The sequence below is a fragment of the Telluria sp. BA11 genome (assembly GCF_056680305.1).
Window position 1 is genome coordinate 1469549 of sequence record NZ_CM155275.1, and the last position, 14439, is coordinate 1483987.

The 14439-nt window shown below is 60.0% G+C and carries 11 protein-coding genes; 7 read left to right on the top strand and 4 right to left on the bottom strand.

Translation table 11 applies throughout. The annotated features are described in order from the left end of the window. Positions 1 to 256 precede the first annotated feature (256 nt). The 4 genes from AC1MGT_RS06430 to AC1MGT_RS06445 are packed head-to-tail and all read right to left on the bottom strand — an operon-like array spanning position 257 to position 5550. Entirely contained in the window at positions 257 to 1582 is a 1326-nt protein-coding gene (locus AC1MGT_RS06430; protein ID WP_499503489.1) for a DNA recombination protein RmuC, read from the bottom strand. Between the two features lie 4 nt (positions 1583 to 1586). Next, positions 1587 to 1988, bottom strand: coding sequence for a group II truncated hemoglobin (locus AC1MGT_RS06435; protein WP_499503490.1), 402 nt, complete (start codon positions 1986 to 1988; stop codon positions 1587 to 1589). A gap of 2 nt (positions 1989 to 1990) precedes the next feature. Continuing rightward, entirely contained in the window at positions 1991 to 4522 is a 2532-nt protein-coding gene (locus AC1MGT_RS06440; protein ID WP_499503492.1) for an ABC transporter permease, read from the bottom strand. Positions 4523 to 4542: 20 nt separating this feature from the next. Beyond that, positions 4543 to 5550 carry an adenosine deaminase gene (locus AC1MGT_RS06445; protein ID WP_499503493.1) on the bottom strand — a complete coding sequence of 336 codons (1008 nt, stop codon included), beginning with the start codon at positions 5548 to 5550 and terminating at the stop codon, positions 4543 to 4545. A gap of 519 nt (positions 5551 to 6069) precedes the next feature. Between AC1MGT_RS06445 and AC1MGT_RS06450 the strand changes: the two genes are divergently transcribed. The 7 genes from AC1MGT_RS06450 to AC1MGT_RS06480 all read left to right on the top strand — a co-directional run bounded on the left by AC1MGT_RS06450 (position 6070) and on the right by AC1MGT_RS06480 (position 14439). Then, positions 6070 to 7992, top strand: a complete 1923-nt coding sequence (locus tag AC1MGT_RS06450) for a PrkA family serine protein kinase (protein WP_499503494.1) — start codon at positions 6070 to 6072, stop codon at positions 7990 to 7992. Between the two features lie 208 nt (positions 7993 to 8200). Beyond that, on the top strand, positions 8201 to 9472 hold the full coding sequence (locus AC1MGT_RS06455) for a YeaH/YhbH family protein (protein ID WP_499503495.1): 1272 nt from the start codon (positions 8201 to 8203) through the stop codon (positions 9470 to 9472). Between the two features lie 42 nt (positions 9473 to 9514). Beyond that, positions 9515 to 11038, top strand: a complete 1524-nt coding sequence (locus AC1MGT_RS06460) for a SpoVR family protein (protein ID WP_499503496.1) — start codon at positions 9515 to 9517, stop codon at positions 11036 to 11038. A 771-nt stretch (positions 11039 to 11809) separates the two neighbouring features. Continuing rightward, positions 11810 to 12475, top strand: a complete 666-nt coding sequence (locus tag AC1MGT_RS06465; protein ID WP_499503497.1) for an energy transducer TonB — start codon at positions 11810 to 11812, stop codon at positions 12473 to 12475. A gap of 84 nt (positions 12476 to 12559) precedes the next feature. Beyond that, positions 12560 to 13507 carry a MotA/TolQ/ExbB proton channel family protein gene (locus AC1MGT_RS06470; protein ID WP_221290656.1) on the top strand — a complete coding sequence of 316 codons (948 nt, stop codon included), beginning with the start codon at positions 12560 to 12562 and terminating at the stop codon, positions 13505 to 13507. A 3-nt stretch (positions 13508 to 13510) separates the two neighbouring features. After that, positions 13511 to 13930: an ExbD/TolR family protein gene (locus AC1MGT_RS06475; protein WP_482899869.1), complete on the top strand. Its 420-nt coding sequence runs from the start codon at positions 13511 to 13513 to the stop codon at positions 13928 to 13930. A gap of 74 nt (positions 13931 to 14004) precedes the next feature. Further along, positions 14005 to 14439, top strand: coding sequence for an ExbD/TolR family protein (locus AC1MGT_RS06480; RefSeq protein WP_258835395.1), 435 nt, complete (start codon positions 14005 to 14007; stop codon positions 14437 to 14439).

A 14439-nucleotide genomic window follows, 5' to 3' on the forward strand; every position in this document is an offset into this window, starting at 1 on the left:
GAATTGTTTGACAACTTTGGGTAATTGCCCATTAATTCGACTCTGACCCTAATTAATTTTGGCTGTTTTTTCGACTAAATCGAGTCGTCCTGGCAATTGAGTTCCGGCCGGAATCAGATTCGGCGTTTGGCGACTAAAACCCCGCCAAAACAATTAGGGTCAGAGTCGAATTGTTTGACAACATTGAGTAATTGCCCATTAATTCTACTCTGACCCTCATTGTTTTTGTGACCTGGGGGAAATTGTAGGGGTGCTGTCAGTCTTCGCGTTCCAAGCCGTCAGAGCCCAGGAGTAATTGGGCGGCTTCGGTTGGGAGAGCTTCTACCGACTTGAGCTTGCGGGCCATCTGGCGGCTGCGCACTTCGGCGTTTTCGATGTTTTTCGCTGCCCGCTCCAGCGTTGTTTTCGTCGCGGCCAGCACGTCGCCGAATTTGGTGAACTCGGTTTTGACTGCGCCCAGCACCTGCCACACTTCGGATGAACGCTTTTCCAGCGCCAGCGTGCGAAAGCCCATTTGCAGGCTGTTGAGCAAGGCGCTTAGTGTCGACGGGCCGGCGATCGTCACGCGCAGCGTGCGCTGCAGGTCGTCGGCCAGGCCCGGGCGGCGCATCACTTCGGCGTACAGGCCTTCGGTCGGCAGGAACAGGATCGCGAAATCCGTCGTCTGTGGCGGCGAGACGTATTTGTCGCAGATGGTTTGCGCCTCGCGCCGCACTGCCCGTTCCAGTTCGGCGCCGGCGCGGATGACGCCTTCCGCATCCGCAATGTCGGCCGCGGCCTGCAGGCGTTCGTACTGCTCTTTCGGGAACTTGGCGTCGATCGGCAGCCATAGTGGCGCGCCGCCGTCGACGGTGCCCGGCAGCTTGATCGCGAACTCCACCCGCGCGTTCGAGCCCGCCACCGTCTCGACGTTCTTCGCATACTGCTCGACCGTCAGCACCTGCTCGAGCAGCATCTCCAGCTGCACCTCGCCCCATGTGCCGCGCGTCTTCACGTTCGTGAGCACGCGCTTGAGGTCCCCCACGCCGATGGCCAGCTGCTGCATCTCGCCCAGGCCCTGATGGACTTTTTCCAGCCGCTCGGACACCTGGCGGAACGACTCCGTCAACCGCGTTTCCAGCGTCGCGTGCAGCTTTTCGTCCACCGTCTGGCGCATCTCTTCCAGGCGCTTGCCGTTGTCTGCCTGCAGGTCGCGGATCTTCGACTCGAGCGTGTTGCGCACTTCGAGCATGCGCTGGGCGTTCGATTCGGTCAGGTTGCCCAGCGTTTGCTGCAGCGTGTCGGCAAAGCGCTTGAGCGCGCGCGCCTGTTCTTCGCGGCCGCTGCTGGACTGCAGCTGCATCTGCTGACGCATGCTGTCAAATTGCTGGACCGAGGCATTGTGATACTGGGCCAGGTGGCCGGCGGTCTCCTGGCGCGTCGATTGCGCACTGGCCTGCAGTTCCTGGCGCAGCTCGCGCTCGAGCCGTTCGATGTGCGCGCCGTTGCCATCGCCGCTGCCGCGCAGGCGCAGCAAGACCAGCACCAGCAATGCGATGATGAGCGCGAGGCCCACCAGGATCAGGATCTCTGCTGTCGTCATCGTCTCAATCGGCCTTGTTGCGCATCCAGTCGGCGGTCTCGAAAAACGACGTCAGCAGGCGCACCCGCAGCGCGTCGTCATAGCCCAGGTCTTCCATCGCCCACGCCATCGCGCGCAGCCACGCGTCGCGCTCCTTGGTGCCGATCGCATACGGCAGGTGGCGCGCGCGCAGGCGCGGATGGCCGTAGCGTTCTATATACAGGTCCGGGCCCCCCATCCACCCGGACAAAAACATGAACAGCTTGTCGCGCGAGCTGTCATTGGGCACCGGGTGCATCACGTGGATATTGGCGAACTCCGGTTCGAGCTGCATCAGGTCATAGAAACGATCGACCAGCGCGCGCAGGCGCTCGGCGCCGCCCATGATCTCGTACAGCGTTGGCGTGTCGGCTTGCGTATCTTGCATGCTCACGCCTCCCGCAACGTCTGCAGCGGCGGCTGGCGCAGCACGCCGCGCAGGCCGAACCAGCCGCCGACGATCGCGCACAGGATCCCTACCACCAGACCAGCCAGCCACACGCCCGGCGCGAACGTCCACGGGAATTTGAATTGGTACGTCGCCAGCGCCCAGCCCAGCGCCGCGGCGCCCGTCGCGGCGAGCAGGCCTGACAGCCCGCCCACCAGCACGAACTCGATCCGCTGCGCCCGCGCCAGTTGCTGGCGCGTTGCGCCCAGCGCCCGCAGCAGGCCGCCTTCACGCGTGCGCTCGGAGGTCGAACCCATCAACGCCGCATACAGCACCAGCACGCCCGAGGCCAGCGTGAACAGGAACAGGAACTCGACCGCGACCACCACCTGGTCCAGCACGTCCTGCAGCTGGCGGATGATGCCCGATACATCGACCACGGTCAGGTTCGGGTACGCGCGCGTAAGCGCATTGCCCAGGTTCGCGCCTTCGGCCGGCACGTGGAACGCCGTCATGTAGGTGGTCGGCGCATTGGCCATCGCGGCCGGATTGATGATGACGAAGAAGTTGGCGCGCATCGAGCCCCATTCGAGCTTGCGCACGCTGGTGATCTTCGCGTCCACCATCAGCCCCGCCATGTCGAAGCGCAGGCTGTCTCCCAGCTTCAGGCCAAGGCGGTCCATGATGCTTTTCTCGACCGACGCTTCGGCCAGGCCAGGGGCGTCCCTGAACCAGGCACCTTCGACGACCTCGTTCCCCTCTGGCAGCGCATTGGTCGTCGACAGGTTGAATTCGCGGTTGGCCAGGCGGCGCGCCTCGCCGTCGGCAAAGGTGTCGCTCTTGATGGCGGCGCCGTTGATCGCCGTGAGACGCCCGCGGATCATCGGAAACAGCACCGGTTCCTTCACGTTGGCCGCCTGCAGCTGGTCTTCGACGCCCTTCGTCTGCTCGGGCAGGATGTTGATCACGAAGCGGTTCGGCGCGTCGGCCGGCGTGGCCGACTGCCAGGCCGCCATCAGGTCACCCCGCACGACGGTCAGCAGCAGCAGCGCCATCAGGCCGAGCGACAGCGACACCACCTGCACAACCGTGGCGCCGGGCCGGCGCTGCAGCGACGTGACGGCAAAGCGCCAGGCCTGCTGCGGGAACAGGTTGCGCATGCGGCGCAGCAGCTTGAGGCCCAGCCAGGCCACGAGCGCGAACACCGCAAAGCCGCCGAGGAAGCCCCCGGCCGTGATCAGCGCCAGCGTCAGGTCGCCCGCCTGCCAGTAGAGCAGCAGGACGAACGCGCCCACGCCCAGGCCATAGGTCGCCAAAGCGGCCGGTTGCGGCGCGCCGGCTTCGCGCCGGATCACGCGGTTGTGCGGCACATTGCGCAATTGCAGAATCGGCGGCAGCGCAAAGCCCACCAGCAGCAGCATGCCCGTGGCCACGCCCTGCAGCGCCGGCAGGATCGAGACCGGCGGCAGCTCGGTGCGGATCAGCGATGCGATCAGTTCGAGCAGCACGAAGTGCGCGCCAAAACCCACCAGCACGCCGAGCACGCTGCCCAGCAAGCCGACGAGGGCAAATTCGGTCACGTACATGACGGTGACCTGGTTCTGGGTCAGGCCAAGGCAGCGCAGCATGGCGCAGGCATCCAGGTGCCGGCTCATGAAGCGGCGCGCCGCCATCGCCACGGCCACCGCTGCCAGCATCGCCGACAACAGGCCCACCAGCGACAAAAACAAACCCGCCCGATCGAGCGTCGCGCGCATTTCGGGGCGCCCGTTCTCGAGCGTCTCGATGCGCACGCCCTTGAGGTTGCCGTCCCTGATTTGCGCGCGCAGCCAGGTTTCGTAGGCCTTGATGGCCGCCAGGTCGTTGCGGTTGGTCGAGGCAATCTGCAGCCTGAAATCCACACGCGCGAAATCGTCCACCAGGCCCGTGGCCTTCAGATCGGCCATCGACAGCATCACGCGCGGCGCGAAGTTCGCGAACGACGCGCCTTTATCGGGCTCGGTCGCGATCAGCTGGGTGATGCGCAACTGGCTGTTGCCCAGCGTAAGCATGCCGCCCACCTGTGTCGACAGCTGCGCGAGCAGGCCGGGATCGACCCACACGGTACCGGGCGCCGGCACGGCGCGCGTCGGCTCGCCGCGCGCGCCACTGGCCGCAACCGGATCGGTCGTGATCTTCATCTGGCCACGCAGCGGATAGCCTGTTGACACGGCCTTGATCGACGAGAGCTGCGCCAGCGACTCATCGCCCTCGCCGGCCTGCGCCATGCTCGGGAAGGTGACGGTATCGGCCAGCAGCAGGCCGCGCCGCGCCGCTTCATCGCGCCAGGCTTGGGGCACTGGGTCATCGGTCTTGACCAGCAGGTCGGCGCCCAGCAGCTGGTGCGCGTCGCGGTCCATGCCGGCGCGCATCCGGTCGGTAAAGAAGCCGACCGACGTGAGCGCCGCCACGGCGACGATCAGCGCCACCAGCAGGAAGCGCAATTCACCGGCGCGCCAGTCGCGCGCCGTCATGCGAAGTGCCTGGACGAACATGGCGTCGCTCCGTGGTTGGGTCAGGCGTTGGCGAAGAAGTCGTCGACTTCGGCCAGGAAGGCGCGCTTGCGCTCCGGGTCGATGAAGGCGGCCTGGAAGCTGTTGCGCGCCAGTTGCCGCGCGTGCGTCGCATCCAGCGGCAAGGCGTCAAAAGCGGCGAAGTAGTTCTCGTTGACGTAGCCGCCGAAATAGGCCGGATCGTCCGAGTTGACCGTGACGGCCAGGCCGGCATCGAGCAACGTGCGCAGATTGTGCGAACCCATGACGTCGAACACGCGCAGCTTGATGTTCGACAGCGGGCACACGGTCAGCGCCATCTGCTCACGCACCAGGCGCTCGACCAGCGCCGGGCTTTCCAGGCAGCGCACGCCGTGGTCGATGCGCTCGACCTTGAGCACGTCGAGCGCGCTTTCGATATACGCTGGCGGGCCCTCTTCGCCGGCATGCGCGACCAGGCGCAGGCCCAGGTTGCGGGCGCGCTCGAAAACGCGCGCGAACTTCTCGGGCGGATGGCCTACCTCGGACGAATCCAGGCCCACGCCAATGAACTTGTCGCGGTACGGCAGCGACTCGTCCAGCGTGGCGATCGCGTCGTCTTCCGACAGGTGACGCAGGAAGCACATGATCAGCTCGGCGCTCAGCGGCGCATCCTGGCAGGCGCGCCAGATGCCGTTGATGACGGTCTCGAACGGCACGCCGCGCGCGGTGTGTGTTTGCGGGTCGAAGAAGATTTCGGTATGGCGGACATTGTCGGCATGCGCGCGCGCCAGGTAGGCGGCGGTCATGTCATAAAAGTCCTGCTCGGTCAGCAGCACGCTGGCGCCTGCATAATAAATGTCGAGGAACGATTGCAGATCGCTGAAAGCGTAGGCATCGCGCAACGCTTCGACCGAGGCATAGGCCAGCTGGACGTTATTTCTTTGTGCCAGAGCAAAAATCAGTTCTGGCTCGAGCGAGCCCTCGATATGGATGTGCAGCTCAGCCTTGGGCATGTTCTGCAGCAGGGTGCGCAAGCGGTCGTCAAGCATGGTGTTCTCCAACAGGTGTTCAGTGAATAAGGTCGCGTTGAGGCGACCGGCAAGTGTAACGCATGCGTGCAATCGGCTCATGCCACAGCGAAAAAGCGTGAGTTCATCATGGGGCCGCGCACGATGCGCGTGCACCGCCTGTTGTACCGTTGACGAAAACTCGCTACGCTTTGCATCACGGCCCGCACACGCATACGGCGAAGGCAAAAAGCCAAATTTTTGTTGTCGAATCAAGCGCTTGTTACCACTTCATCATGTCGTGCAACACGACTTTGACTTCGGAAACTATTAGGCACATAATAAATTTCAGTAACGCAAAAAGACGCTCTCCATACTGCGGTTAGTTCGATATTTCCGGATCGACAACAAGCAATCGCACGCGCACCATCCACGACGCCGACCACACTGGCGCCGCACGTGACGACCGAATAAGGAGTACGCCAAACATAACCGGGCCCCCGGGCAGCGCCATGCGTTGCTGTGACAGTGATTCGTTGTTGGCACATTAAAGGAAATTCAATGAGCATCTTTGAAAATTACACGGCCCGCTATGAGCGTACTCGCGAAGAGGAATACTCGATGTCCGAGTTCCTGCAGATGTGCAAGCGTGACCCGCTGACCTATGCCAGCGCACCGGAACGCATGCTCGCCGCCATCGGCGAACCGACGCTGGTCGATACCCGTCTCGATTCGCGCATGTCGCGCATCTTCGCCAATAAGGTCATCAAGATCTATCCGGCGTTTCGCGAGTTTTATGGCATGGAAGAAGTGATCGAACAGGTCGTTTCGTATTTCCGCCACGCGGCGCAAGGCCTGGAAGAACGCAAGCAGATCCTGTATCTGCTGGGCCCGGTGGGTGGCGGCAAGTCGTCGATTGCCGAAAAACTCAAGAGCCTGATGGAGCTGGTGCCCTTTTATACGATCAAGGGTTCGCCCGTCAACGAGTCGCCCCTGGGCTTGTTCAGCGAAGACGAAGACGGCAAGATCCTCGAAGAGGATTACGGCATTCCCCGCCGCTACCTGCGCGCGGTGCCGAGTCCCTGGGCCGTCAAGCGCCTGCACGAATTCGGCGGCGACATCAACAAGTTCCGCGTGGTGCGGCGCTATCCGTCGATCCTCAAGCAGGTCGCCATTTCCAAGACCGAGCCGGGCGACGAAAACAACCAGGATATCTCGTCCCTCGTCGGCAAGGTCGATATCCGCAAGCTCGAGGATTTTTCGCAGGACGATCCGGACGCCTACAGCTATTCGGGTGGCCTGTGCCTGGCCAATCAGGGCCTGATGGAATTCGTCGAGATGTTCAAGGCGCCGATCAAGGTGCTGCACCCGCTGCTCACGGCCACGCAGGAAGGCAACTACAAGGGCACCGAAGGCTTTGGCGCGATTCCGTTCGACGGCATCGTGCTGGCGCACTCGAACGAATCCGAATGGAAGACCTTCCGCAACAACCGCAATAACGAGGCATTCCTCGACCGCATCTATATTGTCAAGGTGCCGTATTGCCTGCGGGTGTCGGACGAAGTGAAAATCTACGACAAGCTGCTGCGCAATTCGTCGCTCGACAAGGCGCCCTGCGCACCGGGCACGCTGCGCATGATGTCGCAGTTTGCGGTGCTGTCCCGCCTGAAGGATCCCGACAACTCCAGCATCTATTCCAAGATGCTCGTATATGACGGCGACAACCTGAAAGACACCGACCCCAAAGCCAAATCGCTGCATGAATATGTCGATTACGCGGGCGTGGACGAAGGCATGAACGGCTTGTCGACCCGCTTTGCTTTCAAGATTCTGTCGAAGGTGTTCAATTTCGACAATACCGAAGTGGCGGCCAATCCGGTACACCTGCTATACGTGCTCGAGCAGCAGATCGAACGCGAGCAATTCCCACCCGAGACCGAGCAGCGCTACCTGTCGTATATCAAGGAACACCTGGCGCAGCGCTACGTCGACTTCATCGGCAAGGAAATTCAAACGGCCTACCTGGAAAGCTATTCCGAGTATGGACAGAACATCTTCGACCGTTACGTGACGTTTGCGGACTTCTGGATCCAGGACCAGGAATTTCGCGATCCCGATACCGGCGAGAGTTTCGATCGCGAGTCGCTCAATGCCGAACTGGAAAAGATCGAGAAGCCGGCCGGGATTTCGAATCCGAAGGATTTCCGCAACGAGATCGTCAACTTCAGCCTGCGTGCGCGCGCGACCAATGCCGGCAAGAATCCCGCCTGGACCAGTTATGAAAAGTTCCGCAGCGTGATCGAGAAAAAAATGTTCTCGAATACGGAGGAACTCTTGCCGGTGATTTCATTCAATGCAAAGGCGAATACCGAAGATGCGAACAAGCACGCCGATTTCGTGGCGCGCATGGTCGAGAAAGGCTATACGCCGAAGCAGGTGCGGTTGCTGTGCGAGTGGTATCTGCGCGTGCGCAAATCGTCGTAAGCAACAGCGCATAAGCAACAGTATAAGTAACAGCGTTGCCGGCTGGCCGCAGGCCGCCCGCCGGCAACGTCCCGCGCTGTGCGTGCGTCGCACGTCCGTTCGCGTAGCGTATTAAGATAAGGGCGCTGCTGTTTGGACGGCAGCGCCACAGCGCCAACGGCGTGTCCAACACGCCAGATCCGCGCTTACATTGAGCAGGAGGCCTGTTTTGACTTACCTCATCGACCGTCGCTTACAGGGCAAGAACAAGTCTGCGGTCAACCGCGAACGCTTTCTGCGCCGCTACAAGGCGCAGATCAAGGATGCCGTTGGCCGCGCCATCAAGGGCCGTTCAATCACCGACATCGAAAACGGCGAAAAGGTCACCATCCCCGTCAAGGATGTGAACGAACCCCACTTCGGCCACGCCCATGGCGGCGTCTGGGAAACCGTCAACCCCGGCAATACCGAATATCAAAAGGGCGACCAGTTCAGCCGCCCGCGCGGCGGTGGCGCCGGTGCCGGCCGCGGTCGCCCCGGCAACAGCGACCAGACTGTCGAGGACGATTTCATTTTTGAATTGTCGCGCGAAGAATTCATGAATTACTTCTTCGAAGACCTCGAGCTGCCGAATATGGTCAAGACGCAGTTGACCCAGACCATTGAGTACAAGAATCAGCGCGCCGGCTACAACGTTTCGGGCACCCCATCGAATATCCACGTGCTGCGCTCGCTGCGCGGCGCCCTGGGCCGGCGCATCGCCGTGGGCGGGCCCACGCGGCGCCAGTTGGCCGAGGCCCAGGAACAATTGCAGGCCTTGTTCGACGAAGGCGCACCGGCCGACGACCAGGGCGTCGTCGAACTGCGGGATCGCATTCACCACTTGCGGATCCGGCTCAATGCGATTCCGTTCATCGACCCGTTCGACCTGCGCTACGCCAACCGGATCAAGGTTCCCAAGCCAAGTACCCAGGCAGTGATGTTCTGCATCATGGACGTGTCAGGCTCGATGGACGAAACGCGCAAGGACACGGCCAAGCGCTTCTTCATCCTGCTGTATCTGTTCCTGAAACGCGTGTACGAAAAAATCGATGTCGTCTTCATTCGCCACCACACGGCGGCGGCCGAGGTCGACGAGAACGAGTTCTTTCATTCGCGCGAGTCGGGCGGTACCGTCGTGTCGTCGGCCCTGCACCTGCTGCAAAAAGTCATCAACGAACGCTACGGCAGCGCCGACTGGAATGCCTACGTGGCGCAAGCCTCCGATGGCGACAACTGGGATAACGATTCGGTGCTGTGCAAGCAGATCCTGTCCAATGCGATCATGCCGCGCGTCCAGTACTACACGTATGTCGAAATCACGGACGGCCCGCCACAGAATCTGTGGGAACAATACTGCGACGTCGCCAGCCAGCACCGCAACTTCGCGATGCAAAAGATCGTGACCCCGGCCGATATCTATCCGGTGTTCCGGGAGCTGTTTAAAAAGCAGGCCAAGTAGCCGCGCGAACAGCCGAACCAGCCAACAGCAGCGAGGTACCTCATGCCAAGAGATCCGGACAACCCGCGCGCCCTGCCCGAACAGTCGGAATGGACTTTCGACCTGATCGAGCAGGCCCACGAAGAAATCAGGCGCGTGGCCCAACGCTACGGCCTCGACACCTACCCGAACCAGCTCGAGATCATCACCGCCGAGCAAATGATGGATGCCTACACCTCGGTCGGGATGCCGGTGTCATACAACCACTGGTCGTTCGGCAAGCATTTCCTGAGCACCGAGAAAAGCTACCGCCGTGGTCAGATGGGGCTGGCGTACGAAATCGTCATCAATTCCAATCCCTGCATCGCCTACCTGATGGAAGAGAACAGCCTGACGATGCAGGCCCTGGTGATCGCGCACGCGGCATACGGCCACAACTCCTTCTTCAAGGGCAATTACCTGTTCCGAAGCTGGACTGACGCTGACGCCATCGTCGACTACATGGTATTCGCCAAGAACTACATCGCCGAATGCGAGCAGCGGCATGGCATCGATGCGGTGGAAGAATTGCTCGATTCGTGCCACGCGCTGCAGAACCATGGCGTCGACCGCTACAAGCGCCCAGCCAAGCTGTCAGTGGCGCAAGAGGCGGCGCGCACCAAAGAGCGTGAAGACTACGCGCAGTCGCAGGTCAATGCCATCTGGCGCACATTGCCACTGCGCGAAGAGCAGGTACACAACGCAGCGCCCGTGCGCTTTCCGCCCGAGCCCGAAGAAAACCTGCTGTACTTCATTGAAAAATATGCCCCGCTGCTGGAGCCATGGCAGCGCGAGCTCGTGCGCATCACGCGCAAGATCTCGCAATACTTTTATCCGCAGCGCCAAACCCAGGTGATGAATGAAGGCTGGGCCACGTTCTGGCACTACACGATATTGCAGGACCTGTATCAGGAAGGCATCGTCGGCGACGGCTTCATGCTCGAATTCCTGCAAAGCCACACCAACGTCGTCTACCAGCCGCCGGCCAACAGTCCGTATTACAGCGGGATCAACCCGTATGCGCTCGGCTTCGCGATGATGAGCGACATCCGCCGCATCTGCGAACACCCGACCGACGAAGACCGTACCTGGTTCCCTGACATCGCGGGGAGCGACTGGCGCAAGACGCTGGACTTTGCGATGCGCAATTTCAAGGACGAGAGTTTCATTGCGCAGTACCTGTCGCCAAAGCTGATCCGCGAATTTCACTTCTTCGCCGTGCTGGACGACGATCGCAGCGACAAACTGTCCATTTCGGCCATACACGATGACGCCGGTTACCGTTATGTACGCCACAAGCTGGCCGAACAATACAATCTGGGCAGCCGCGAACCGAACATCCAGGTCTGGCAAGTCAATACACGCGACGACCGCGCGCTGACGCTGCGTCATACGCAGTACAACCGGCGCCCGCTCAATCAGCAGGCGCAAGAGGTCCTCAAGCACGTTGCCCGCCTGTGGGGCTTCGACGTGCGCCTCGAGACGGCCGATCCCGATGGCCACGTGGTCAGCTTCATCGATTGCCGGCGCGAAAAACGCACGCGCTGATTGCCTGTCCCTACACAGGATCGGCGTTCCCGCCGATCCTTCCCACCCCGCTCTTCAGCCCTCGTCACCTGTCAATACCACGCGTGCGTAGGAACACGTACGTACTTGTGTACGCTTGGTATCGCCAATATCGGAATTTCATGGTATGTTGCCGTCATCACATGTTGGCGCTGTCACATCTACGTCATGGCAATATGGTGGTGAAGTACCTAGCAAAACTAAGTAATATAGTTTGGCGAAGCAGGTGTAGAGCCTCGCAGCTTTTATTCCTGCCAAGTTGAACCTCTGTTAGGCGCACGGTTGAGTTATCTCAATGGTGAGAAGTCGTATAACTTTTATCTATAGCTTGTGAAGGAAGGTACCTGTTCCAAGTGATTCGTTCTCCGATGCAAGACCCGGGGAACAGCGATAGCTTGTACAAAAGCCGTCGCTTACTCATAGGAAATTTGCCAAACTGCACAATTAACGACAATAATTTGGCTAAACCAGCCTGAGCATTGATCTTCCACGTAATGAGGAGAATCCATAGATAAGACGACACATTTTCCGGACCTCCAAACCCCGCCGTACAGCCCATCCGTTCTTGTATAGATGAGCAGGTTTGCCTGCTTTTACAAGCAGTTAGCGGTCCTTTCGCTGCTGTAAAAATGTATGTGCAAAAAAGAATTCGTAGGTATAATTCCTCGAATGTCCCGGATGCGGCTCTAGGTTTCCGTCGTATTTAGTGGGTTTGGTAGCAACAAAAAAGAGTTGGCATTGGAGAAATATGGCATGAATTTTTCGAACGAAAAGCAACCCGGGAAAAATTTCACAGGATTCATCGTTGTGCTCATCTTCCACATCCTCGTGGGTTGGGCACTCGTTGCTGGCCTGGGGACCCGGATCGTCAGCACGGTGACCGAAGCTGTGGAGACCAAGCTGATTGAAGAAGTGGCTCCGCCGCCACCACCGGAAACCCCGCCACCGCCGCCACCGCCGGAAATGAAGGCTCCACCGCCTCCATTCATCCCGCCGGTCGAAGTGCAGGTGCAGCAGCCGCCACCGCCGCAGAACGTGATCGCCGCTGCGACGCAGACGCCGCCACCGACCACGTCGCTGGCACCGCCTGCACCACCGGCACCATCGGCGCCGCCAGCACCACCGGCACCGCGTGCAGTCAGCCGCAGCGAAGCAGTAGCAGACTTTAATACTTGCGCACGTCCGGAATATCCGCGTTCGTCGCAACGCAATGAAGAAACGGGTACCACGACCCTGCAATTCCTGATTGGTGTCGATGGTCGCGTGTTGGAAGCCAAGCTGGCGAAGTCAAGTGGCTTCCGAGACTTGGACCGGGCCGCGCAATCGGCTCTGAGCAAATGCCGATTCAAGCCAGCCATGATCGATGGCAAGCCGGAACAGGCGTGGACAGCGGTGCAGTACGTCTGGACGCTGGAATAAAACCGGGACAAAACACCGTCTCAAACTTTGATTGTCGTTGTCGTAAGTTCAGCGAACTGTCTATTTAAATATTTTGGAGGAAGCATGTTTAAGAATACCCGTTTGTCCGCTTTCCTGGCGGCTGTCCTGTTGTCGGTAACCGCAGCATCGGCGCTGGTGTCGGCACCAGCCTTCGCGCAAACCCCGGCAACCGACGCAGCTGCTCCAGCGGCGACCGACGCAGCTGCACCAGCCGTTGATCCGGCTGCTGCGCCTGCTACTGATGCTGCTGCTACCGCTGCTCCGGCCGATGCCGGCGCGCCAGCTGCTGCACCAGGCACCGAAAAAACCGAAGAAGTCTACAACCCGTACGGCCTGCAGGCTATGTGGGAACACGGCGACTTCGTCAACAAGGGCACCCTGATCATCCTGTCGCTGATGTCGATCGGTTCGTGGTACATCATCATCACCAAGCTGATCGATCAGCAAAAAGTGATGAACCAGGCTAAAGACATGAAAGCCAAGTTCTGGAAAGCACCGTCGATCGTCGCTGGTTCGGCTACGCTGAAAGAAGGTTCGCCATTCCGCTTCATCGCTGAAACCGGCACGAAGGCTACCCAGCACCACGATGGCGCCCTGCTCGAGCAGATCGACCTGTCGACCTGGGTTACCATGCAGATCCAGCGCGCTGTTGACCGTGTTCAGTCGCGTCTGCAAGATGGCCTGTCGTTCCTGGCAACCGTTGGTTCGACCTCGCCGTTCATCGGCCTGTTCGGTACCGTCTGGGGTATTTACAACGCACTGACCGCCATCGGCATGTCGGGTAACGCATCGATCGACAAGGTTGCAGGTCCAGTCGGTGAAGCACTGATCATGACCGCCTTCGGTCTGTTCGTTGCAGTTCCTGCCGTGCTGGGTTACAACTGGCTGGTTCGTCGTAACAAGACCGCGCTGGAAGACATCCGCTCGTTCTCGGCTGACGTGCACTCGGTACTGATCTCGGGCGCAATGTCGACCTCGAACGCAGCAATCAGCGCCAAGAAGATTGGATAAATTATGTCGATGAGTGTCGGATCCGATAACGGAGAAGATGAGCTGAATTCAGAGATCAACACGACGCCACTCGTTGACATCATGTTGGTTCTGCTGATCATCTTCCTGATCACGAGTCCGGTGGTTCTGAAACTGCAAAAAGTTGCACTGCCTGCAGAAGAGAACCAGGTCACCCTGACCAAGCCGGAAGACATTAATATCACCGTCAATAAAGACGGCGAAATGTACTATAACCAGCTGCACCTCGCGAACACGGACGAACTGTTCAAGTTTCTCGCGGAGCAGTCGGTGAAGGTGCCGCAACCGGCAGTAAAAGTTCGTGGCGACCAGGAAGCCCGCTACGAAGCAATCGGTCGGGTCATCTACACGGCACAACGTGCTGGGGTGCAGAAGGTTGGCTTCGTGATCGAGCCACCGGGCTAATTGCCCTGCACGCGGCGTCAGGCTCATCGAGCCGGGCGCCGCGCCCTTCTCCCGACATTTGAAAAGGAAACACCATGAGTATGAGCGTAGGTTCGAGCTCCGCTAAGGATGCTGATCCGGAACCGATGATGGAAATGAACATGACGCCGTTGATCGACGTCCTGCTCGTTCTGATCATTATGCTGATCATCACGATTCCGAAGCAGAACCACTCGGTCAATCTGAACATGCCGACGGGTACCCCGCCACCGCTGACGGATGTCAAGCCGGTCGTGGTCACCATCGACGTGGACTTTGACGGCACCATCCTCTGGGATGGCGAAGTGATTCCGGATCGTGCAGCCCTCGAAGCAAAGATGAATGCAGTCGCAGCAATGGCTGACCAGCCTGAAGTGCACCTGCGTCCAAATAAGCTGGTAGAGTATAAAGTTGTAGCCGGCGTGATGGCATCTGCCCAGCGCATCGGCGTCACCAAAATCGGCATGGTCGGTAACGAGCAATTCCAGTAA